Source organism: Frankia sp. RB5 (assembly GCF_059816245.1).
Map to the genome: position 1 here is coordinate 130,590 of NZ_JCBATA010000004.1, position 22,949 is coordinate 153,538.

Below are 22,949 nucleotides of genomic sequence, written 5' to 3' on the forward strand. Positions count from 1 at the left end.
GGGGGCAGCGGCGCCGTGTCGCGAACTCCGCGTGTCGTGTCCGTTTTGTCGCCGAATTCGCGACACGGGTTGCCGCGACGTTGTCAGAAGGCTGCCGCGGCCCGCCGCGACAACCCGCACGAAGATCACAATTCGAGACGTGGCCTAGCGACCGCCGCCACCGCCCTGGCCTCCACCGCCCTGGCCTCCACCGCCCTGGCCTCCGCGACCGCCGCCCTGGCCGCCTCCTCCTGCCGGGCCGCCGCCTGCCTGGCCGCCCTGGGGCTGGCCGAAGACGCCAGGCAGGATCTGCTGGCCGAGGTTCTGGAGCGGGTTGGCCGGGGGCTGGCCCTGGGTGGGCGGGGGCTGGGGCGCGGGCGGCGGGGTGTTCTGCAGGCCGCCCTTGGTGCCGCGGGCGACTGTCGGGTCGGCGGCAGGCAACGGGACGACCGGCAGGTTCGCCAGTGCCGCCCGCATGGACTTGCCCCAGATGATGGCCGGCAGGTCACCGCCGAAGACCCGTGGCCAGGTCCGGCCGTCGGCGACGACGCCCCGCAACGGGTGGGATTCGGCGCCCGACGGGTCGCCGACCGACACCGCCGCGGCTATCTGCGGGGTGAAGCCCACGTACCAGGCAGCGGAGTACTCGTCGGTGGTGCCGGTCTTGCCGGCCGAGGGGCGCCCGATCGCCGCGTTCGTGCCGGTGCCGTTGATCGGCACGCCGGCCAGCACGCTGCTCACCGTGTCGGCGACCCCCTTCGCCAGGACCTGCTCGCACTTCGGCGGTCCCGCGACGTCGATCGGGTCCTTGCTGGAGTCCACCGCCCCGGTCGCGAAACGCGGGGTGCAGCGCACGCCACCGCCGGCGATCGTCGCGTAGGCGTCGGCCATCTGCAGCGGCGAGACGTACATGTACTGGCCACCGCCGATCGCCGTCGCACCGTCGGTGGCGCCGATCTTGTCGGCCTGCGGCGGGCTGACACCGAGCCGCCTGGCCATCTCCAGCACCGCCGGGATACCGGTCTTCTCCGCGAGCTGCACGTAGAAGGTGTTCACCGAGTCCCAGGTCCCCTTGGGGATGTCGTAGATGCCGGCCTCGGCGGGGTCCGAGTTCGAGAAGCCCTTCGCGCAGTCGCCCTCGCCGCGGTCCAGAGGGAACTTCTTGCTCTCGTAACAGGCCGGTGAGTAGAACGCCGTGGACGTGCCGTATCCCTGTTCGAGGGCGGCGGCGAGCACGAACGTCTTGAACGTCGACCCCGGCTGGAAGGTGGCGTTCGTGGGCAGCGGCACCACCGTCTGGTTCGCGGCGGTGTCCGGGCCGTACACCCGGTTGACCGCCATCGCCAGGATGTTGCCGGTGCCCGGCTGGATCACGACCTCCGTCGCCGAGACGCGGTTGTCCGGCGCGACCGTCGAGTTCACCGCCTCCTGCACCGCCTGCTGGACCTGCGGGTCCAGCGTCGTGCGGATGACCAGACCACCCTCGTAGATGCGCCGGTTGCGCTCCTCCATGGTGCTGCCCAGCGACGGGCTCCCCTGCAGCTGGGTGCGGACGTAGTCACAGAAGAACGGCGCCGTGGATGTCACACAGGAGTCCGCCGCCGGCGGCGGAGTGGGCACCACGGTGATGGGGACCTGCTTCGCCGCGTCCGCCTGGGTCGGCGAGATGTACTTGTACTCGGCCATCTTGTCGAGCACGGTGTTGCGGCGGGTGAGCGCCGCCTGCGGATGGGCCGCCGGGTTGTACCGTGACGGGCTCTGCACCAGGCCGGCGAGCAGCGCGGCCTGTTCGACGTTCACCTGCGAGATCGGCACGCCGAAGTAGTGCTCGGCGGCCGTGCCCACACCGTAGGCACCGTCACCGAAGTAGGCGATGTTCAGGTACCGCTCGAGGATCTCGTCCTTGGACAGGCGCTTCTCGATGTCGAGCGCGTACCGCAGCTCCTGGATCTTGCGGTCCAGCGAGTCGCCGGCGGCCACCTCGCGCTCCTGTGAGGTCCGGGCGTTCTGCAGCAGCACGTTCTTGACGTACTGCTGGGTGAGGGTCGAACCGCCCTGGGCGACCCCGCCGGCCTCACTGTTGCGCAGCGCCGCGCGCAGCACGCCCTGCGGGTCCACCCCGCCGTGCTGGTAGAAGCGGGAGTCCTCGATCGAGACGATCGCCTCCCGCATGACCTTGGGGATCTGGTTGCCGGGGACGACGATCCGGTTCTCCGAACCGCGCAGCGTCGCGATCACCGAGCCGTCCGACGCGAGGATCGTCGAGCTCTGCGGCAGCGGCGGCGTGATCAGCTCGCTGGGCAACGAGAGGAAGTGATCGGCGCTGCCCTTGGCGAACAGGCCGATCGCGCCGACCAGTGGCAGCGACAGCAGGGCCACGACCACGCCGAGCGCGCCGGCGGTCAGGGCCATCTTCCGCGCGACCCGCCGCCGGTTCACCGGCGGCCGCACCAGCGGGCGGGTTCCCGGGCCGCCGGGCGAGGGTGGACGGTCACCCACTGCGGACTGCGAGTCAGGGGTGTCGCGGGCGCCCGCGCCGGCTCGCCCGTCGTCCTCCGGCGCCGCGACGGCCACACCGCCGGTGGGGCGCACCCCGGTTGCGTGTCCATTGCGGGACTGGGCGGGCGGGTCCGCGGGTCGCGTCACCGCCGGAACCGAGCCCGATCCTGCCCCCCGACGACCGGAGGCCGCCACCTTCGTGCGCGCGCCCTTCATGCCTGCCGCCTTCATGCCTGCCGCCTTCGTGCCCGCGGCCCCCGCGCCCGCGGCGGGCGGCGGGGAGCCGGCCGCCGGCGCGTTCGCCCTGGGCGGCGTCGCGGCCCGCTCCGCCGCGACCGATCGCGGCTGGGCGCCGGCCCGTGGTGGCACGCTGGCCGACCCCGCGCGCCCGGATCCGGCACGGCCGGAACTGGCACGTCCCGATCCGGCGTGGCCGGAACCGTCGCGGCCTGACCCCGCGCGCGACGCACCGTCCGCCGAAGGGACGGGCCGGGATGGAGCGCTCGACTCCCGTCCGCCAGACGTCGACGTCACCCCCTCGGTGGGCCGGCGAGTTCGCCGGGATCTTCGTGGGACCTCCACCAGCATGCGGGAGCCGGTGCTTGGTCGCCCTTCGGCCCCCGTGTGGTGCGAGGGATTCGGACATTCCCGACGAAGCGCGCCTGGTCGTACGTGCGTACGGATTGCGGCCGGTTGCCGGGGACGGTCCGATACCGCTGGTAACGGTAGACGAGCGTTTCCCCGTGAAGCCAACCGGCAGGTCGCATGTGCGCGGTCCGTCCGGGATTGTTTAGCGGACGTTAAGGGAGTGGGGCTCCGATGGCCCGGCTCCGGCTCCGGTGTCCGACGGGTGCGCGCGAACCAGTCCGGGCATGCGCAGCAGCCGACGGGCCTTCTGCGCCTCGAAGTCGAGGGCCGCTACCGGCGGTGACGGCGGAATGCGCCGGGTGAGCTGCCCCAGCCGGCGCACGTCCGCGGCGACCTCGACTTCGGCGAGCACCCGCACGGCGAAGGCGAGATCGCTGGGGCTGACGTGGTAGCGCCGTTCCAGCTCGTCGGCGTAGGCGGCGGCCAGCAGCTCGCGCTCGCCGTACTCACGGTGACCGCCCGGTGAGCGGGCGGGGGTCACCAGACCGAGGGACTCGCGGTAGCGCAGCATCCGCGGCGTGGTCTGCAGCACGGCCGCCGCCCGGGCGATCGGCAGCCGCTGCTCGGGCCGCAGCTGGACGCGCTGGCGCAGCCGCTCCAGCACCTGCCGCACGAACGAGTCCTCCCGCCGCGGTGGGACGGCGGCATCCTGGCCCCTCACGTCGGTCCGATCATGCGGCGAAGCGTACGGTCGGTCGGCCGTCGCATGCACTCATCCTGACAAGAGGCTGTCAGTTTCGTTGACGCCATCCGGGTCCGCTGGTCATCGTGATGACACACCTCGCCGCACGCACCGCAGGAGCGTCATGCCCGACCTGGCCGATCTGCTACCCGACCTGCCCGATCCCGCCGCGCTGCCGCGCCACGACGTGGCCGACCTGGCGCTGGCGGCCCAGGGCCGGACCCGGATCGAATGGGCCGATCGGGCGATGCCGGTGCTGCGCCGCATCCGCGAGCGCTTCGCGGCCGAGCGCCCGTTCACCGGCGTGCGCGTCGCGGCCTGCATGCACGTCACCACCGAGTCGGCGAACCTCATGCGCGCCCTGGCGGCCGGCGGCGCCGAGGTCACGCTGTGCGCGTCCAATCCGCTGTCGACCCAGGACGACACGGCCGCGGCGCTGGTCGCCGAGTACGGCATCGCGACCTTCGCCCGCAACGGCGTCGACCGGGACGGCTACTACGCGCACATCGGTGCCGCGCTCGACACCGCGCCGCACTACGTCTTCGACGACGGCTGCGACCTGGTCACCCTCCTGCACACCGAGCGCACGGACATGCTGGCCGGGGTGCGCGGCGGCTGCGAGGAGACGACCACCGGGGTGATCAGACTGCGCCAGATGGCCGCCGCCGGCGCGCTGCGTTTCCCGATGATGGCGGTCAACGACACCGACACCAAGCACATGTTCGACAACCGCTACGGCACCGGGCAGTCGACCCTGGACGCGATCTTCCGCGCGACCAACACCCTGCTGGCCGGCCGCACCGTGGTCGTCGCGGGCTACGGCTACTGCGGCCGCGGGGTGGCCTCCCGGGCGAAGGGCCTCGGCGCCGCGGTGATCGTCACCGAGATCGACCCGACCAAGGCGCTGGACGCGGCGATGGATGGCTTCCGGGTCATGCCGATGGCGGCGGCCGCCCCGCTTGGCGACGTGTTCATCACGGTCACCGGAAACCGCGACATCCTGTGCCGGGAGCACTTCGTGCTGATGCGGGACGGCGCGATGCTCGCGAACTCCGGCCACTTCGACATCGAGATCGACATCGTCGCGCTGGCCGAGCTCGCCGTCGACGAGCCGCGTCGGGTCCGCCCCTCGACCGACGAGTACGTCCTCGCCGACGGGCGCCGGCTGCTGCTGCTCGCCGAGGGCCGGCTGGTGAACCTGGCCGCCGCGGAGGGGCATCCCGCGGCGGTGATGGACATGTCCTTCGCCGACCAGGCGCTGACCGCCGAGTGGCTGCACACCAGCGGCGAGCGGCTCGAACCCGGCGTCTACGACGTGCCGACCGAGATCGACAAGGACGTCGCCCGCATGAAGATCGCCTCGATGGGCATCGAGATCGACGCCCTGACGCCGGCCCAGGTGGAGTACCTGAACTCCTGGGAGCATGGATCCTGACAACCCGATGTCAGGATCTGCCGGTCACCATGACGGTGGCGAGGGCGGCCTCGGCGGCACCAGGACGGGTGGCCGGGACGGCATCGGCGCCGGCGGGTGGGACACCCACGGTGGCGCTCCCAGGTGTCCGCCCGGCGGCCCCCCGAACCCACCGCCCGCGTACGCGGCGGGGCCGCCCGGCGGGCCCGTGGGTGCCTCCGGCGGGCGCTGCGCGATGAGCCGGGCGTAGGCACGCCGGGTTCGTTCGGCGAGCACCGCCGACAGGAACGCCCAGCCCGGTGTCCCGGGCGGCGGCGCGGGGGTGACGACGGCGCGGACCTCGTCGACCAGCCCCCGGCCCATCCGGTCGAGCGCCGCCGGCGACAGGGCGTGGGCCCGGCTAAGGAAGTGCCGCGCGCGCAGGGCGAGGGAGTCGTCCAGCCCGGACAGGTCCAGCAGACTCGCCCAGCCCAGCAGGGCGGGCGGCACGAACGGCGTCGCGCCGACGGTGCGCGGCACGCGGACCTGGAGCACCACCGTCCCGGCGAACACGTCGCCCAGCCGCTTGCTGTTGCGCGAGACCAGCATGCTGATGACGGCGGGCAGCCCCAGCAGCGAACCGGGCCGCTCGACGACCGCGCCGACCAGGCCGCGCACGAAGGCATGCCGGAAGTGGATCGGCCCGCCGTCATCCCGCACGACCCGCAGGCCCATCGCCATCTTGCCGAGCGTGCGGCCGCGGGTGAACGTCTCGCACGCCACCGGGTAGCCGAGCACGATCGTGACGTAGACGAGCAGGAACACGGCGGCGGCGAGCGCGTCGTCGTCGGGCCGCACGGCGAACACGACCACGATCGCGAGGAAGTAGAAGATATACAGCTGGGCGAGCAGGTCGATGAGTCCGGCCACCAGCCGGGAGCCCAGCCGCGCCACCCGCAGGTCGATCGCGACCGCCTCGCCGGTGATGATTCGCTGCGCGCCCCCGGCCCCCGGCGCGTCCCCAGCGGCCCCGGCCCGCGCGCGGCCGGTAGCGGCGGCGGACCGCGCGTCGGTCGCGCCGCGCGGCATGGCCTGGTTCACGCCGCCCCCAGGGGATCTCGGTATGCGTCAGACCATCACCCTATGGGGTTCACGCGGACCCTATGGGGTTCACACGGACCCTATGCGGTCGATCGACGGGCACACCCGTTCCGGCGGGAGACATCCGGATCGGCGTCTCGGGAGCCCGGTGACCTGACGACCCTCGCCTCGCCGGGCTCGCCGAACGCCTCCTGACGTCCTGGTTCGGCGGCCGCTCTGGAAGGATGGGTCCGTCATGGATCTCGATGCGTACGTCGCCGTGCACCGGCCGGAATGGATCAGGCTCGGCCGGCTCGTCGACCGGGCCGGGCGCCCCGGCCGGATGGCGGCGGCGGAACTCGACGAGCTGGTGGAGCTCTACCAGCGCACCGCCACCCATCTGTCGGTCATCCGTACCCGCTCGTACGACACGAGCCTCGTCGACGACCTGACGAACCTGGTGAGCCGGTCCCGCGCGGCGGTGACCGGAGCGCCCGATCCCGGGTGGCATGTGGTCGGCCGGTTCTTCACGATCACGTTCCCGCTGGCCGTCTGGCAGCGGCGGTGGTGGGTCCTGGCGACGGCGGGTGGCTCGCTGCTGCTCGCGCTGGCCATCGGCCTGTGGATCGTGGGCGACGACGAGGCGCGGGCGGGGATCGTCCCGCCGGGCGCGGTCGCCGACCTGTGCCGCAGCGACTTCGCGTCGTACTACACCGAGCATCCCGCCTCGTCGTTCGCGAGCCAGGTGTGGACCAACAACGCCTGGGTGTCGGCCACGGCGGTCGCGGCGGGCGTGCTGCTCGGCCTGCCGACCCTGCTGGTGCTGCTGGTCAACGCGGTGAACACCGGGATCGTCGGGGGATACATGGCGAGCTGCGGGCAGAGCGACCAGTTCTTCAGCCTGATCCTGCCGCACGGGATGCTCGAGCTCACGGTGGTGTTCGTCGCGGGCGCGGTGGGCCTGCGTCTCGGCTGGTCGATCATCGCTCCCGGCGCGCGCCGCCGGGCCGAGGCCCTGGCGGCGGAGGGCCGGGCCGCGGTGTCGATCACGCTGGGCGCAGCGCTCGCGCTCGCGGTCTCCGGGGTCATCGAGGCGTTCGTGACACCGTCGGGCCTGCCCACCGCGGTGCGGATCGGGATCGGTGCCCTGGCCTGGGCGGGCTTCGTCGTCTACATCGCCGTCTACGGCTCCCGGGCGGCTGCCGCGGGGGAGTCCGCCGACCTGGAGACCACCCGCGGCGCCGCCGATCTGGCGCCCGTCACCTAGGCACACCTGGGCAGGGAGCCGCTGGGTCGCCGTCAGGCAGCCTGACCGGGGCCCGCGACCGCCCTGCACGCGAACGCGCCGCCTGTCATGGTCCGTGATGTACTGCCTCGACGTTGTGGCCGTCGGGGTCGCGCAGAAACACCGCGTAGTACCCGGGGTGGTACTCGGGCCACTCGCGCGGGGCGTGCAGCACCTCGACGCCGTCGCGGACAGCGGCCTCGTGTACGGCGGCGACGGCGGCGCGGTCGGGTGCCCGGAACGCGACGTGGAGCTCGCGGCGCTCGGTGGCGAACGCGGGGCTGAGCCAGAGGGAGGCCTGGCCGTCCGGCCCGGCCAGGCCGACGACGATCGAGTCGCCGTGCGGGAAGCGCATCTTCTCCTCGATCCCGACGCGGCGAAGGTACGGAGGTAGAAGGCGAGGGACGCCGGGACGTCGGCGGCCTGCACCCCGAGGTGATCGATCATGGGCGGGAGCCTACGGGGAGGGCCCGACAGTTCTCGGCGCCGAGGGCTGCGTTCCGGCCGGCCCGGCGTCGGGCGTCTGACACATCCGTCCACGGACCTACTCGTAGACCGGGGTGGAGCCCGGCCAGTACTGTCGTGGATCAAATCTGGAAGATTCGAGCAGACAAGGCAAATCGACCTCGGCCGTCGCCCGGCGGTGCCGGCGAGGGCCTCGGCTACCCTCCGCCACCCGCCCTGGCACACCGCCCTTCGCCGGGCCGGGAGGGCCGGGAGGCGGGCCCAGGCCCCGGGTTCGCGGCGCCGACCCCTGCCGGGCCCGGCCCGTTTCCGCCCGGCGCGATGCCCTGTCCGGGCCTGCCATGCCGCCCGGACCACCCGGTCAGGGCGCGCCGCCGTTCGGTGGTCCGGCGGGACCTCCCGGTGCGCCGACTGCCTGGCAGGCGCCGGCCGGCGCGGGTGCGCCGGCTCCGTGGCCGCACGGCGGCCCGGCTCCGGTGGCGGGTGGGCCGACGTGCCGGATCTGCGGTGCCGCCCCCGCGGCGGCCGCGCTGACGCGGCCGTCCGCGGCCCGCGGTGGCGCATGATGTCGCGGTGCGCATCCGCGTCGAGGCCCATGATCTACCCGGTGTCCGCTGCGCCCCGGACGGTGACCGCGTCCACGACAACGTCCATGTCGGCCTGCAGGCCCGTGGCCGCCAGGACGCCCTGCTGGACCTACAGCGGGGCGACGCCATCGGCGCGGTGTGGACGATCGACTGCACGGTGACCTCCGGCCCCGCCGGCGTCGACCTGCGGGGCCGCCACGTCCAGGGCCGGCCGGGCGCGAGGTTTCTCTATCTGTCCTGGGGAGACGTCGACGCGGCCGGCACGTTCGCGATGTTCCGGCGCGCCAAGCTCATGCTCGACGCCGTCCCGGCGGACGTCCTCGCCGACGCGATGCGCGGCGGCCTGCTGGTGGGCCGGCTCGGGCTGACCGATGACCGTGGTGACCCCCTGTGCGCGGCGGTCCGTCCGCCGCGCGTCACCTGGGTCGCCGGCTCCAGCGAGCCGCCCGGCCAGCCCGGCGGGGCCGGATGATCAGAGCCGGCCGAGGGACTTGAGGGTGAGGTAGGTGTCGGTGACCGCCGCGGCATAGCCATCCGGCGGCGCGTCGACGACCTCGACGCCGCGCCGGCGCAGCGTCTCGGTGAGCGCGCGCCGGCGCAGCAGGGTCTGCTCGGCCGCCGCGGCGGCGTACACGGCGCGTACGTCGTCCCGGCCGGCGGCCAGCTCGTCGATCCGCGGATCGCGCAGTGCGGCGACGACGACGTTGTGCCGGGCGGTCAGCGTCGGCAGGGCCGGCAGCAGGCCCTCCTCGATCACCGCCGGGGCGAGCTCGGTGAACAGCACGACGAGGCTGCGGCGGGACGCCTCCCGCAGCACTGTCGTGACGATCCCGCCGTGGTCGGCCTCGACGATCGCCGGTTCCAGCCCGGCCATCGCGTCGCTGACGCGGGCCAGGAAGGCGTGGTCGTGCGAGCCGGGCAGCCGCAGCCGCGGCACGCTGTCGTGGGCGACCAGGCTGACCCGGTCACCCGCGCGCAGCGCGACGGCCGTGAGTAGCAGCGCGGCGTCGAGTGCATGATCCAGCCGGGGGGTGTCGCCGACCCGCCCCGCCGAGGTGCGACCGGTGTCGAGCACGCAGACGACTCGGCGGTCGCGTTCCGGCCGGAACGCGCGGACGACCACGGCGCCGCGCCGCGCGGTGCCCCGCCAGTCGATGAGACGGACGTCGTCACCGATGACGTAGTCACGGAGACTGTCGAACTCGGAGCCGGCCCCCGCGCCGCGGATCGAGACCTCGCCCTCGACCTCGCGCAGCCGGGCCAGCGCGGCGGGCAGGTGCCGCCGCGAGCTGAACGGCGGGAGCACCCGCACCCGCCACGGGCAGTGATGGCGACCCTGCCGGCCGGCGAGGCCGAGCGGCCCCAGCGAACGCACGGTGATCCGGAACGGCTCGCGGTCCCCGCGCCGGGTGGGGTACAGCGTGGTCTCGAGGAAGCGGCGTTCGCCCGGCGGGACGCGCGCCCGGTGCGTCCGCGGTCGCGCGCCGGCCGACGGCGGCCACGCGTCCCGCAGCCGGACCCGTGCGACGCGCCCGCCCCCGTTGCTGACGGCGAGCACGAGGGGCACCGGCTGACCCAGGCGGGCCGACGTCGGCCCGGACCGGCCGAACTCCAGCGGGCGAACAGCGCCCGCCAGCGCCACGTCCACCGCGACCAGACCGACGAGCACGACGTTGACCAGCGCGAGGGTCAGGCCGGGCGCGGGGGACAGCACCACGACGGCGACCCCGAACAGGGCCAACGCGACAGTCCGGCCGCTGATTGCCATAGGGCGCCGCTACCGCGGGGCCGGGACGGTGGCCAGCACCTGTTCCAGCACCACGTCGGCGGTGACGCCGTCGAGCTCGGCCTCGGGCCGCAGGCTGATCCGGTGCCGCAGGGTCGCGCGGGCCAACGCCTTGACGTCGTCCGGGGTCGCGTATCCGCGCCCGGACAGCCAGGCCCACGCCCGCGTCGTGGCCAGCAGGGCGGTGGCCCCGCGCGGCGACACGCCGAGCTGCACACTGGGGGCGACCCGGGTCGCCCGGGCGAGGTCGACGATGTAGGAAAGCACCTCGGGATGCACCGCGACCTGCAGGACGGCCGCCCGCGCCGCCGCCAGGTCCGCGCCGCTCGCGACCGGCCGCACGCCGGCCGCGGACAGGTCCGTGGGGTCGAACCCGCCCGCGTGGTGGGCCAGTACCCGGATCTCGTCGTCGCGTGGCGGCAGCGGCAGCGTCACCTTCACCAGGAACCGGTCGAGCTGCGCTTCGGGCAGTGGATAGGTGCCCTCGTGCTCGATCGGGTTCTGGGTGGCCAGCACCGCGAACGGCGTGGGCAGCGGCCTGGGCACGCCATCCACGCTGACCTGGCGCTCCTCCATCACCTCCAGCAGCGCGGCCTGGGTCTTCGGCGGCGTCCGGTTGATCTCGTCCGCGAGCAGCAGGTTGGTGAAGACCGGACCCTCCCGGAAGGTGAAGGCCGAGCTGCGGTTGTCGTAGACGAGCGAACCGGTGACGTCGCCGGGCATCAGGTCCGGGGTGAACTGGATCCGTCTGGTGTCCAGCGACAGCGCGGTGGCGAGCGTGCGCACGAGCAGGGTCTTCGCCACCCCGGGCACGCCTTCGAGCAGCGCGTGCCCGCGACAGAGCAACGCGACGACGAGCCCGCTGACCGCCGCGTCCTGACCCACCACCGCCTTCGCGATCTCCCCGCGCAGCGCGATCAGCGCGCGGCGGGCGGCCTCCGGGTCGGGCGGGACGCCCTGGCCCGCCGGGCGCTCCGCTGCCGGAGGTGGTGGGACCGGGGCGGCGGACGCGGTCGGGGCCGGAGCCTGCGCCGGGGCGCTGGCTGTGGCCGGGGCGAGCTGGGGCGGTGCCGTGTCCGGGCGGCGCAGGGTCACGTCACCGGGAGCATCCTCCTCGGCTCGCGGCTGCGCCGCGGGGGGCTGCGCGGCCGTGGCGGTCGACTGCGCGTCGATGTTCGGGGAGCTCACCGTCCACCTACCTGTCGGTCGAGGTCGTCGAGGGCCAGGGCGAGCGCCAGCAGGTCGGCGTCCGCCCGGCCGGGCTTCGCGCCGCGGCGACCGGGCGGCCCCGCGAGTGCTCCGGGCGAGGCGCCCGACGGCCACTTCGGGCTCGGGGGCAGGTCACGGGTCTGGACCTGATCGACGATATGGCCGACCGGGCCGGGACCGGGATGGCTCCGCGGCGGCATGCCCGAACCGTACAGGAGCGATCCGATTTCCGACGGTGACCGTCCGGTGCGTTCCGCGACGGAGGCCACAAGCGAGATCGGATCCGGTCCCGCGGGACCGGCGGGACCGGCGGGACCGGCGGGACCTGATCGCACCGGCAGGCCGCTTCGCTCGGCGAGCCGCACCCGCGCTCCCGCCCGCAGCGCGTCGGCCGCCCGGTCCCGGGCCCGCGCCACCGCGTACAGGCGACCACGGCCTTCCACGGTCTCGGCTGCCCGGACCACGACCGGCAGCGGCTCCGCGACCGGCGGGCCCAGGCGGCGCCCACGCCACAGCGCCAGCAGCACGAGCAGGACGATCACCTGCAGACACGCCACGCGAACACCGGCGGGCAGCAGGTCGACCAGGCTGCGGCTGCCCACCCCGTCGCTGGCATCCGCGACCGGGGTGATCCAGGACAGCCCGGAGTGCCGGGCGAGCAGCCCCAGCGCCAGCGCCGCATTGCCGTCCTGGTCCAGTTCCTGGTTCGTGAGCAGGCCGGCCGAGCCCAGCAGCACCAGCCGGCCGCTCTGCCCGCCGCCCGGCACGGCCGCGACGTCGGGCGTCAGCACCGCGAGACGGGCCGCGGCGGGCGGATTGCCGTAGCAGAGCAGGAGGCTCATGTCGGCCCGCCGGTCGGTCTCGGCCCGGGTGTAGGCGCGGCCTCCGCGCAGCGTCGTGCTGCCGGCGGTGGTGGCTTCGGGCAGTGCGCAGCGCGGCACGCCGTCCTGCGCCGAGGGGGGATCGTCGGACAGGCGCACCCCTACGTCGAGCGCGTCCAGGACGGCGTCCCCCGCCGCGACGAGTACCACGTCGGACCCCTGCCAGACCTGGCTGAGCAGGTCGGTGAGCTCGTCGTGGTTCAGCCGGCCGGGCTCGAGCACGACCAGCGTGCGGCGTGGTTCCCCCGCACCGGCGTGGGCGGGCAGGGTCTGCGCGGCCGACACCGCGATGCCGCGGGCGCGCAGGATCTCGGCCAGCGCACGCGCGCCGTCAGGCCTGGCGGCGCGGATGTCGAGGGCGTCGGAGCCGGTCGACCGGCTGGCGACACCCAGGATCACGAGGAGGAGGACGACGAGGACGCCCAGGACGGCGACCACCCAGGCGCCCCTGCGCACGGCGGGCCGCCCGGGCCCGACCCGCAGGGCCGTGGACGTCGGACCTGCCGCGGGAGCGGTCCGGACGCCGGCGGCGCTCACACCGGCACCGCGAGCGTGTCCGCCGCGTCGTCCCGCCCGCCGCCGACGCCACGTACCCGGGACAGCGTGGCGTCCGCGTCGACGATCACCTGGTAGCCGGCCCGGGACCCGGGCCGGCCGCCGTACCAGGTCTCACTGAAGACGTCGACGGCGGCGGCGAGGGCCGTCAGCGGCTCGTCGGCGGCAGTCCCGCGGCTCTCGCGTGCGACCGGCCGGGTCGGCGGACGACCCCCGGGCGCGATCGCCGCCGCGACGTCGGCGACGAGTTCGCCGGCGGTGCGGCCGGGACGCGGATCGAGCACGCCCTTCTCCTCCATCATGCGCGCGATCGCCCGGAGCCGGGACCGCACCGCCATCGTGTAGTCGCCGCCGACGGCATACCGCTCGGCCTGCGCGCGCAGCTGTGCCGCCGTCAGCGGGCTCGACAGATCGTCCTGGTCCGCGCGCTTCGCCCGCGCGGTCCGATGCACCGGACCGAGCCACCAGCGTGCCGCGACCACGGCGAGGACGAGCACTACCACCAGCGCCAACGCTCCGAGCCCACGTGAGCTGCCGCCACCGGGCCCGTCGTGCGGGAAGATCCGGGACAGTAGGTCCGAGACCCGATCCGTCATCCAGCCGAGCGCGCGATCCCACCAGCTCGGCCCCTTGCCCTGGTAGATGGCGCGCGACAGCTCGCGGTGCGCCTCGTCGCGGGCGCCGTCCCGGCTGACGGGGCCGCCGAGGGTCATCGGGGGGTTCCGGCCGCCGCGCGCTGGCGCGCCGCCTCGGCGAGGGTGACGTCGAGGCCCTCACGCCGGATCCGCAGGTCGATGTAGAGCAGGACGACGGCGCCAGAGATGATCGGCGCGGAGACGGTGGTGGCCAGCAGGTTGCCGATGCCCTCGACGATATGGCCCGTCGTTGTGAGGTCTCCGTCGAGGAAGTCTCCGAAGACGCCAGGCGCTGAGGCGAGGACGATCCCCGTGGCGAGGGCGAAGACCGCGCTGAGCATGAGCGCGACCACCGTCGCCAGCAGGAGGATGCCGAACGTCCGCCACCAGGACCCGCGCACGATCGTCACCGAGCGGCGCAGCGCATGGCGGACCCCGCCGCCCTCCAGGACGTAGGCGGGGGTGGCAAGCCCCAGGTAGACCCCCACGACGATCGCCCCGACCAGCAGGGCAACGGTGCCGAGCAGCACCGCCAGCGTTACCAGGACGGTGAGGCCGAGTAGCCCGGCGAGCCGCGGCAGCACCCGGCGGACCGCGTCGACCGGACCGATCCGGCTGCCCAGCGTCGCCTCGCTGACCACCACGCTGAGCACACCGGACAGGAACAGCCGCACCACGAAGCCGATGACGACCGTGCCGAGCGTGCCGAGCGCCATGGTCGCCGTCGAGGAGTCCTCGGTGGAGATCGTGACGGCCGTGGCGATGATCTGCTCGACGGTCGCCGCGGCCAGGGTGACGCCGATGGTGGCGCCCGGATTCGCACGGATGGTGGCGAAGGTGCCGTCAAGTATCTCGCCGAGCGCGAGGGGACGCAGCGGGATGATGCCGGGCTTGGGCGCGGCACTGCCCCAGCGCCAGGGGTTCGGCGGCCCGGGCGGGGCGCCGTGCCAGCTCGATGGCGGACCGCCGCCCGGGCCCGCCGGACCGCCACCGGGACCGGCACCACCCGACGGCGTGGCCTGGCCGCCTCCCCACCCGTCCGGTGGGAGTGGGGAGCCCCACCTCGGCCCGCCAGGACTGCTACCACCGGGCGGCGGCGCACCAGGGGCGGCCCAGCCGGGTCCTTCGGCCATCGCTGTGTCTCCACTCGTCGTTCGTGCAGGTCGTGCGGGCTGCTCGGGCGACTGACCGGGACCGTTCCGCACCTGTCGGATGGTGGGGCCGGGACCGGGCGACCGTACGCCGCCGGGCCCATACTGACCTGGCGGGCCCGGCCCCCAGCGGGGCGGCTGCGCTCCCTGGCGCCGTCGTGACCACGACACGGCGGGACGGCACCTGATGATCTGTCGTTGCCGATCGTCTCAGATCCGTGCCCGGCACCTCGCCATGGAGCCGTAGCTGTGGACACTCGATGCGGGCTGTGGAGGAGAACGGGCTCGCAGGGCCCGAGGAGCAGCTCTGTCCACAGGCGTGGACCTCACTCGGGCGCTGTCCACAGATGGAGTCCTCGGGGTTGGCCAGCGGCATGGTCCCGGTGATCCTTCTTGCGTGACCCGCTTCCTCCCGCCCCTCGTCGGCCGTGGCCTGGCCGTCCTTGCCGACCTCGTCGTTCCGCTGTCCTGCGCGGGCTGCGGCAGTCGCGGCGCCGCCGCCTGCCCGGCGTGCGTGGCGGAGCTGCGCGGTCCCACCCTCCTCGCCGCCGCGGGCTCCCTGGCCACCCCGCGGCGGCGGGGGCTGCCGCCGTGCCTGGCGGCAGCCCCCTACGGCGGCCGGGTCCGGTCGCTGCTGCTGGCCTACAAGGAACGCGGCCGGACGGACGCGGCCCGGCCCCTCGGCGCCGCGCTGGCCCGGGCCGTCCTCCAGGGACTTCCGTCCGACGATCCGCGAGGCTCACACCGGGTCGCCCCCGCCGGCCGCGGCCCGGCCGGGCACCCGTCCCTGGCGCTCGTGCCCGTGCCGACGACCCCGGCCGCCCGTCGCCGGCGCGGCTTCGATCATGTGGCTCTGCTGTGCTCCGCGGCCGCCGCGGTGCTGCGTCGAGCCGGGATCCGGGTGCGGGTGGTGCCTCTGCTGCGTCCGGTGCGGCGCCTGGCGGACCAGGCCGGGCTTGGCGCGGCGCAGCGGGCGTCGAACGTGGCTGGGGCGTTCGCGCTGGGGCGGCCGGGTCGCGCGGCTGCTCTGGCGGGCGCCTCGCCCCGGGCAAGGGTCGTGGTGGTCGACGACGTGCTCACCACGGGAGCGACGGTGGGTGAGGCGGTGCGGGCCCTGCGGGTCGGCGCGGTGCGGGCCGACGTGATCGCCGTCGTCGCCGCCGCGGGTCCGACGCGCGGAAAAGCGCGACTGCCTGCGATCGGCGGCCCATCGGGGTGAAACTACCGCTACGCGCCACCCGTAAGGGGCCAGGTGCCGAACGGCCCTCGCCGCCGGGACCTGGGACCGGTGCGGAGTAGCGCACCTGTCGTGCGGATGCTGGGCGAACGGGCGGAGTAGCGGGACCGCAAGCGGGAAGGAGCCGAACACGGGCAACCGTCCGCAGAACGGCACGATGGGAAGGTGTGACAACCGTGGACAGGGCGTCCGTGGATCGTCTCGGCCCGCATGCGGGCGAACGCGGCGGGCGCCGAGGGATACCGGCGTGTGACGAGGCCGTTCGGACGAGTCGCGACGCCGGGATTGCGAACGGGAGGTGGATCGCGTGGACATCGTGGTCAAGGGCAGGCACACCGCGGTTCCGGAACGGTTCCGCAAGCATGTCGAGGCCAAGCTCGCCAAGCTCGAGCGGCTGAACTCCCACATCATCCGGGTGGATGCCGAGCTGTCGAAGGAGCACAACCCGCGTCTCGCCGACGTCTGCGACCGGGTGGAACTCACCGTGTACTCGCGGGGCCCGGTGATCCGGGCCGAGGCCGCCGCCGCCGACTGCTACGCCGCCCTCGACCTGGCCGCCGGCAAGCTCGCCGAGCGCCTGCGCCGGGCCGCCGACCGGCGGCTCCGCCACCACGCCAACCACGCCGGCAGCCGGCCGGCCGGCATCACCTCGGTGCCGCTGGACAGCCTGATGCCGCTGGAGGGCGCCCGCCCCGCCGATACGCGCCGCCCGGCCGAGGCAGAAAGCGCTGGGGTCTCGCCGGCCCGTCCGGTCGTCGCCGCCCCCGTCGACGCGGCGGCCTCACTGCACCAGCAGGCCGACCAGGAGGGCTCCGCCGACGAGGCGCCGCTGGTGGTACGGGAGAAGCTCCACGAGGCCGACCCGATGACGCTCGAGGAAGCGCTGTCGAACATGGAGCTGGTCGGTCATGACTTCTACCTGTTCCTGGACGCGGACCGCGGGTTGCCGAGCGTGGTCTACCGCCGGGTGGGCTACAACTACGGGGTCATCCGGCTGACCGGCTCCGAGGCCGCCGGCGCGGAGGCGGGCGACCGCAGCGAGTTCGCGAGCTCCGCCGCTCTTTAGACGATCTGCAGGTCACGTCCACCGGGTGGCGTGGGACCATTTGCCTCGGGTGTCGGAGTGCACGGTACGCCACCCCGCGTGTAGTCACGTGGGGTGGCGTAACCGGGGTGAAGGTGGTCTAAGGAGGTCAGATGACGGTGGATGAGCAGCGCGCTGAGGAGGTGCTGCCGACGCCTTCGGAGGCGAATCCGATCCGGGTGCTCATCGTCGACGACCACGCACTGTTCCGTCGCGGGTTGGAGATGGTGCTCGGCCAGGAGGTTGACATCGAGGTCGTCGGCGAGGCCGCGGATGGTGCCGAGGCAGTGACCATGGCGAAGGAGATGGCCCCGGACATTGTGCTCATGGACGTGCGGATGCCGCGGCGCGGCGGAATCGACGCGACCAGCGCCATCAAGGAAGCGGTGCCGAGCGCGAAGATCGTGATGTTGACGATCAGTGACGAGGAGGCCGACCTCTACGACGCGATCAAGGCGGGGGCGATGGGCTACCTGCTGAAGGAGATCTCGATCGACGAGGTCGCCGCGGACATCCGGGCGGTCTACGGCGGGCAGAGCCTGATCAGCCCGTCCATGGCGTCGAAGCTCCTCAGCGAGTTCGCGGCCATGATCAAGAACAAGGACGACCGGCCGCAGCTGCCCACGCCCCGGCTCACCGACCGGGAGATGGAGGTGCTGCGGCTCGTCGCCAAGGGCATGAACAACCGCGACATCGCCAAGCAGCTGTACATCAGCGAGAACACGGTGAAGAACCACATTCGCAACATCCTGGAGAAGCTCCAGCTCCATTCGCGGATGGAGGCCGTGGTCTACGCGGTCCGGGAGAAGCTCCTCGAAATCACCTGATCAGCCGCGGCATCACCCGGACCGGTGTGGCGGCCGGCCGGGTGGGGTGGGATCGGCCGGCAGTCGGGAGCCGACCCAGCAGTCGACTCGCCGGCCGCCCCCCACCACGAGGGCCTGACGAAGAGTGCCCTCCAGAACGAAGCCCGTCTTCCTGGCCACCCGCAGGGAGGCGACGTTGCCCACAGCCGCCCGCCACTCGATCCGGGACAGGCCCAGCGTGCCGAAGCCCCACCGGCAGACCGCGGCCACGGCCTGCGACGCCACGCCCTGGCCGCGGCAGTGCGCCGCGCACCAGTAACCGATCTCAGCCTCTCCCTGCGCCGTGATGTGCATCAGCTCCACCGAGGCGAGCAGCTCCTCCGTCGTCGCGTCGACGACCGCGAACGGCGCACCGGTTCCCTGCACCCAGGACAGGGGGGCCTGCCGGGTCGCGAAGTCCTCGGCATGTGCGTGCTCGTAGGGAGACGGCAACCGCGTCCAGCGCTGGATCTGCGGATCCTGGCACAGCCGGTGGACGGCGTCGGCATCATACGGACGCCATGGCCGCAGGTGTAGTCGACCGGCGGTGATCTCCGCGGCCTCGAGGGACGGCATGCCTTCTTCTACTACCTGGCCTCGCCCGCCGATGTTCGGCCTGTCCGGATCCGGTCCGGACGGTGTCCGGCGGGCCATCGTGGGTGGACGCCGCGGACGGCCAGGACAGGGTTGGCGACGCGCGCGGCCGATGTCGGGCACCGGACAGAGCCGTCGCTCGTTGGAGGTGGAGACGGCGGTCGACCGCACGCCGGCGGTCCGCGCGTCGCCCTGGCGTTTGCCGCTGTGCACGTTGCTCGTCCATGCGGAGACACCCGTGGCGCGACTTCCGTGTTCCGGAGGAGCGCCGCGCGGGAACCGCGCCCCGATGGATGTTGTGGGTGCCGGTCCAGGGGCTAGCATCGTGTGGTCGGTGACCTCGCCGACATGCCTGCCGGAGGAGTTTCGCCCGTGGTTCTAGACAAGATCTTGCGTGCCGGTGAGGGCCGGATTCTGCGCAAGCTCAAGGCGATCGCCGAGCAGGTCAACCTGATCGAGGACGACTTCACCGGGCTGTCCGACAGCGAGCTGCGCGGCATGACCGACGAGTTTCGCCAGCGCCTCGCCGAGGGCGAGGAGACCCTCGACGATCTGCTGCCCGAGGCATTCGCCGCGGTGCGCGAGGCCGCCCGACGGACCCTCGGCCAGCGGCACTTCGACGTGCAGATCATGGGCGGCGCGGCGCTTCATCTCGGCAACATCGCCGAGATGAAGACCGGTGAGGGCAAGACCCTGGTCTCCACCCTGCCGTCCTACCTGAACGCGCTGTCCGGCAAGGGCGTGCACATCGTCACGGTCAACGACTACCTCGCCCAGCGCGACGCCGAGAACATGGGCCGGGTACACCGCTTTCTCGGGCTGACCGTCGGCGTCATCCACCCGCAGATGCCGCCGGCCGTGCGCCGAGTCCAGTACGCGTGCGACATCACCTACGGCACCAACAACGAGTTCGGCTTCGACTACCTCCGCGACAACATGGCGTGGAGCGCCGACGAGCTGGTGCAGCGCGGCCACAACTTCGCCGTCGTCGACGAGGTCGACTCGATCCTCATCGACGAGGCCCGCACACCGCTGATCATCAGTGGTCCGGCCGACCACCCGACCCGGTGGTACACGGAGTTCGCCCGCATCGCCCCCCTGCTCGAGCGCGACACCGACTACGAGGTCGACGAGGGCAAGCGGACGGTCGCCATCACCGAGTCCGGCGTCGAGAAGGTCGAGGACCAGCTCGGCATCGAGAACCTGTACGAGTCGGTGAACACGCCGCTCGTCGGCTACCTGAACAACTCGCTGAAGGCCAAGGAACTCTACAAGCGGGACAAGGACTACATCGTCACCGACGGTGATGTGCTCATCGTCGACGAGTTCACCGGCCGGGTGCTGCACGGCCGGCGTTACAGCGAGGGAATGCACCAGGCGATCGAGGCCAAGGAAAAGGTCGAGATCAAGCAGGAGAACCAGACCCTCGCGACGATCACGCTGCAGAACTACTTCCGGCTCTACGACAAGCTCTCCGGCATGACCGGTACGGCCATGACCGAGGCGGCCGAGTTCCACCAGATCTACACCCTCGGCGTCGTTCCGATCCCGACGAACAAGCCAATGGTCCGCCAGGACCGCGCCGACGTCGTCTACAAGACGGAGATCGCCAAGTTCGACGCCGTGGTCGAGGACATCGCCGAGCGGCACGAGAAGGGCCAGCCGGTCCTGGTCGGTACCACCAGCGTGGAGAAGTCCGAGTACCTGTCCAAGGCGCTCGCCAAGCGTGGCGTGCCGCACGAGGTCCTCAACGCCAAGCACCATGAGCGGGAGGCGACCATCGTCGCCGAGGCGGGCCGCAAGGGCGCCGTCACCGTGGCGACGAACATGGCCGGCCGTGGCACGGACATCATGCTCGGCGGAAACCCGGAGTTCGCGGCCCGGGAGGAGCTGCGCCAGCGCGGGCTGTCGCCGATCGAGACGCCGGAGGACTACGAGGCCGCCTGGCAGGAGGCGCTGGAAAAGGCCCGCCAGGCGGTGAAGAACGAGCATGAGGAGGTCGTCGCCGCCGGCGGCCTGTACGTCCTCGGCACCGAGCGGCACGAGTCCCGGCGCATCGACAACCAGCTGCGCGGACGCGCCGGCCGCCAGGGCGACCAGGGCGAGTCGCGCTTCTACCTTTCCCTCGGCGACGACCTGATGCGTCTGTTCAACGCCGCCGCCGTCGAGGGAATCATGGATCGGCTCAACATTCCCGAGGACGTGCCGATCGAATCGAAGATCGTCACGAGGGCGATCCGATCCGCGCAGACGCAGGTCGAGGGCCAGAACTTCGAGATCCGCAAGAACGTCCTCAAGTACGACGAGGTCATGAACAAGCAGCGCACCGTCATCTACGACGAGCGCCGCAAGGTTCTCGACGGCGCCGACCTGCACGAGCAGGTGCGGCACTTCGTCGACGACACGATCGAGGGCTACGTCGTCGGCGCCACGGCCGACGGCTACCCCGAGGACTGGGAGCTCGACAAGCTGTGGACGGCGCTTGGCCAGCTCTACCCGGTCGGTGTTGAGGCCCCCGAGACCGACGATCGCGACGGGCTCACCCCGGACCACCTGCTGGAGGACATCCAGGCCGACGCGCAGGAGGCGTACGACCGGCGCGAGCTGGAGCTCGGAGACGGCCCCGACGAGGAGCCGATCATGCGGGAGCTGGAGCGGCGCGTGGTGCTCGCCGTCCTCGACCGCAAGTGGCGTGAGCATCTCTACGAGATGGACTACCTGCAGGAGGGCATCGGCCTGCGGGCGATGGGGCAGCGCGACCCGCTGGTCGAGTACCAGCGCGAGGGCTTCGACATGTTCCAGACGATGATGGAGGGCATCAAGGAGGAGTCCGTCCGCCTCCTGTTCAACGCCGAGGTGCAGGTGGCCGGCCAGGAGGGCGAGGCGCCCGCCGTCGGCGAGGACGCCGCTCCCGCCGGCACGCCGGCCCTCCCCGTCAGTGCCGCCGTGCTGCCCGCCGCGCCGCCCGCCGCCCTGCCGGGCGGTGCGCAGGACGAGGAAGCCGCGCCGACAGCCCGCCGGACGTCGCCGCCGGTGCCGGAGGCGCCGACGCCCGCCGCTCCGCCGCCCGTCTTCGTCAAGGGGCTGGAGACCCGTCGGCCCACCGGCGGCCTGCGGTACACCGCGCCGTCCGTGGACGGCGGCTCGTCCGGATCGGTCACCAGCACGGACAGCGGCGGCGTGCCCGGCCTGCGGGCAGCGGGCGGCGGCGCCGGCGGCGGTCGTGCCGCCACCTCCGGCGGTGACTCCGCAAGGCCCGCCCGCAACGCGCCGTGCCCCTGCGGCTCCGGCCGCAAGTACAAGCGCTGCCACGGCGACCCGTCGCGCCGCAACGCCGAGTAGCTCGGTCCGACGCGGGCCCGCCCCGGCGGTGGAGACCAACCCGGGGCGGGACCTGGGTCGCGACGGTCGCGGCAGCGCTCAGCCGACCTGCAGGGTGGTCACCCGCCAGCGGCCGCTCGTGGACTCCATCCGCAGCGCCAGCGCCGCCGCCCTGGAGCCACGGCTGATCACCGCGGACACCTCGGCGACGCCGGGTCGGGGCTCGCTGACCCGGACACTGCGGACCTGACCGCGCCGGCGATCCGTGAGCTGCGCCGCGGTCCTCTCGAGATCGTTCTGCAGGCGCGGGGTCGTCCAACTCGCGAGGTGGGAGACGGGACGGACGCCGCCCAGCGCCTCGACGATCGCCCTGACGACGATCACGGCGGCCTCGCGCGGCGAGGGCATCGGCCGTCCGTCGGCGCCGTGTGTCGCACCGCCCGCGGTGGCCGGGGACGAGGCGTTCGGCGCGAGCGGCGGAACAGGCCGTCCGGACTCCGTGAAGACGTGCCGCGGGACGGCCAGGCGCCGCGGGGAGCGGTCGACCGGCCGCTCGGGCGCCGTTCTCCTACCCGGCGGCCGGGTGGCGGGTGAGGACATCACCGTCGAGGTGGGACGGCCGGCGGCGGGCGGTCGAGCGGTGGGTGGCCGGGTGGCGGGCGGCCCGCCACCCGTGCCAGCGGTCCCACCCCCCCGGCCGTCGGCGAGCGGGGTTCGGGCGGCCGGGACGCCCAGGACGGAGTGTGCCCCGGCCGGGTCGGGGGCGCCGTGCGTGGCCGGAATCGCGGTGGCGGCGTCGGCGTCGGTCGTCGGGACGAGGGGCGGCGCGGAGATGGTGGGGTTGGACCGGGCGGGATGGCCGGGAGCCCGCACGGTGCGGCTGATGGCGGTCCCGGCGGGGGCTGGGCCGAGCTCGTCGTCGAACGGCGGTTCGGTGGAGGGGACGGGGAGTAGCCGCACGCTCGCGGTCGACGGTGTTCGTCGGGGCAGGGTCAGGGCACAGGATGCGGTCACGGCTGGCTCCGAGGGTGGC

At 73.4% G+C, this 22,949-nt stretch carries 18 protein-coding genes; 7 read left to right on the top strand and 11 right to left on the bottom strand.

What is annotated here, in order from left to right; translation table 11 throughout:
* Positions 1-144 precede the first annotated feature (144 nt).
* Together AC6EXY_RS03340 and AC6EXY_RS03345 are read right to left on the bottom strand one after the other, a co-directional pair.
* Complete coding sequence (locus AC6EXY_RS03340) at positions 145-2,694, bottom strand: transglycosylase domain-containing protein (RefSeq protein ID WP_499816680.1); 2,550 nt, start codon at positions 2,692-2,694, stop codon at positions 145-147.
* A gap of 574 nt (positions 2,695-3,268) precedes the next feature.
* On the bottom strand, positions 3,269-3,787 hold the full coding sequence (locus tag AC6EXY_RS03345) for a MerR family transcriptional regulator (RefSeq protein ID WP_207770126.1): 519 nt from the start codon (positions 3,785-3,787) through the stop codon (positions 3,269-3,271).
* A gap of 145 nt (positions 3,788-3,932) precedes the next feature.
* Here AC6EXY_RS03345 and ahcY point away from each other — a divergent pair, with 145 nt between their 5' ends.
* Positions 3,933-5,243 (top strand): adenosylhomocysteinase, encoded by a 1,311-nt coding sequence (ahcY, locus tag AC6EXY_RS03350; protein WP_101829966.1) that lies wholly within the window; start codon positions 3,933-3,935, stop codon positions 5,241-5,243.
* A gap of 24 nt (positions 5,244-5,267) precedes the next feature.
* On the opposite strand, the gene AC6EXY_RS03355 is transcribed toward ahcY, so the two are convergent.
* A complete protein-coding gene (locus AC6EXY_RS03355) occupies positions 5,268-6,302 on the bottom strand; it encodes an RDD family protein (protein ID WP_243407104.1) in 1,035 nt (344 codons plus the stop codon).
* Between the two features lie 235 nt (positions 6,303-6,537).
* Here AC6EXY_RS03355 and AC6EXY_RS03360 point away from each other — a divergent pair, with 235 nt between their 5' ends.
* Complete coding sequence (locus AC6EXY_RS03360; protein ID WP_101829965.1) at positions 6,538-7,548, top strand: stage II sporulation protein M; 1,011 nt, start codon at positions 6,538-6,540, stop codon at positions 7,546-7,548.
* An 85-nt stretch (positions 7,549-7,633) separates the two neighbouring features.
* Here the strand turns inward: AC6EXY_RS03360 and AC6EXY_RS03365 are convergent, their stop codons facing one another.
* Positions 7,634-7,921, bottom strand: coding sequence for a VOC family protein (locus AC6EXY_RS03365; protein ID WP_243407103.1), 288 nt, complete (start codon positions 7,919-7,921; stop codon positions 7,634-7,636).
* A 683-nt stretch (positions 7,922-8,604) separates the two neighbouring features.
* Between AC6EXY_RS03365 and AC6EXY_RS03370 the strand changes: the two genes are divergently transcribed.
* Positions 8,605-9,090, top strand: coding sequence for a DUF5990 family protein (locus AC6EXY_RS03370; RefSeq protein WP_101829964.1), 486 nt, complete (start codon positions 8,605-8,607; stop codon positions 9,088-9,090).
* Here AC6EXY_RS03370 and AC6EXY_RS03375 read toward each other — a convergent pair whose 3' ends face one another.
* The 5 genes from AC6EXY_RS03375 to AC6EXY_RS03395 form a co-directional block, all read right to left on the bottom strand.
* Positions 9,091-10,386 carry a DUF58 domain-containing protein gene (locus tag AC6EXY_RS03375; protein ID WP_499816664.1) on the bottom strand — a complete coding sequence of 432 codons (1,296 nt, stop codon included), beginning with the start codon at positions 10,384-10,386 and terminating at the stop codon, positions 9,091-9,093. It lies immediately after the preceding gene.
* Between the two features lie 9 nt (positions 10,387-10,395).
* Positions 10,396-11,493, bottom strand: a complete 1,098-nt coding sequence (locus tag AC6EXY_RS03380) for an AAA family ATPase (RefSeq protein WP_423748029.1) — start codon at positions 11,491-11,493, stop codon at positions 10,396-10,398.
* Between the two features lie 95 nt (positions 11,494-11,588).
* Positions 11,589-13,031, bottom strand: a complete 1,443-nt coding sequence (locus tag AC6EXY_RS03385; RefSeq protein ID WP_499816665.1) for a DUF4350 domain-containing protein — start codon at positions 13,029-13,031, stop codon at positions 11,589-11,591.
* Positions 13,028-13,762: a DUF4129 domain-containing protein gene (locus AC6EXY_RS03390; protein WP_101829962.1), complete on the bottom strand. Its 735-nt coding sequence runs from the start codon at positions 13,760-13,762 to the stop codon at positions 13,028-13,030. Before AC6EXY_RS03390 ends, AC6EXY_RS03385 begins: the two co-directional genes overlap by 4 nt.
* On the bottom strand, positions 13,759-14,817 hold the full coding sequence (locus tag AC6EXY_RS03395) for a DUF7847 domain-containing protein (RefSeq protein WP_101829961.1): 1,059 nt from the start codon (positions 14,815-14,817) through the stop codon (positions 13,759-13,761). Before AC6EXY_RS03395 ends, AC6EXY_RS03390 begins: the two co-directional genes overlap by 4 nt.
* 415 nt (positions 14,818-15,232) lie before the next feature.
* Here AC6EXY_RS03395 and AC6EXY_RS03400 point away from each other — a divergent pair, with 415 nt between their 5' ends.
* From AC6EXY_RS03400 to AC6EXY_RS03410, 3 genes are all read left to right on the top strand, one after another.
* Positions 15,233-16,054: a ComF family protein gene (locus AC6EXY_RS03400; RefSeq protein ID WP_101829960.1), complete on the top strand. Its 822-nt coding sequence runs from the start codon at positions 15,233-15,235 to the stop codon at positions 16,052-16,054.
* Between the two features lie 325 nt (positions 16,055-16,379).
* On the top strand, positions 16,380-17,138 hold the full coding sequence (gene hpf, locus AC6EXY_RS03405) for a ribosome hibernation-promoting factor, HPF/YfiA family (RefSeq protein WP_101829959.1): 759 nt from the start codon (positions 16,380-16,382) through the stop codon (positions 17,136-17,138).
* 131 nt (positions 17,139-17,269) lie between these two features.
* Positions 17,270-17,983 carry a response regulator gene (locus AC6EXY_RS03410; protein WP_101829958.1) on the top strand — a complete coding sequence of 238 codons (714 nt, stop codon included), beginning with the start codon at positions 17,270-17,272 and terminating at the stop codon, positions 17,981-17,983.
* Positions 17,984-17,995: 12 nt separating this feature from the next.
* Here AC6EXY_RS03410 and AC6EXY_RS03415 read toward each other — a convergent pair whose 3' ends face one another.
* A complete protein-coding gene (locus AC6EXY_RS03415; RefSeq protein WP_101829957.1) occupies positions 17,996-18,577 on the bottom strand; it encodes a GNAT family N-acetyltransferase in 582 nt (193 codons plus the stop codon).
* Between the two features lie 390 nt (positions 18,578-18,967).
* On the opposite strand from AC6EXY_RS03415, the gene secA reads away from it, so the two are divergent.
* Positions 18,968-21,937, top strand: coding sequence for a preprotein translocase subunit SecA (gene secA, locus AC6EXY_RS03420; RefSeq protein WP_499816666.1), 2,970 nt, complete (start codon positions 18,968-18,970; stop codon positions 21,935-21,937).
* A gap of 78 nt (positions 21,938-22,015) precedes the next feature.
* Here secA and AC6EXY_RS03425 read toward each other — a convergent pair whose 3' ends face one another.
* Positions 22,016-22,930: an Rv3235 family protein gene (locus tag AC6EXY_RS03425; protein WP_101829955.1), complete on the bottom strand. Its 915-nt coding sequence runs from the start codon at positions 22,928-22,930 to the stop codon at positions 22,016-22,018.
* Positions 22,931-22,949 lie beyond the last annotated feature (19 nt).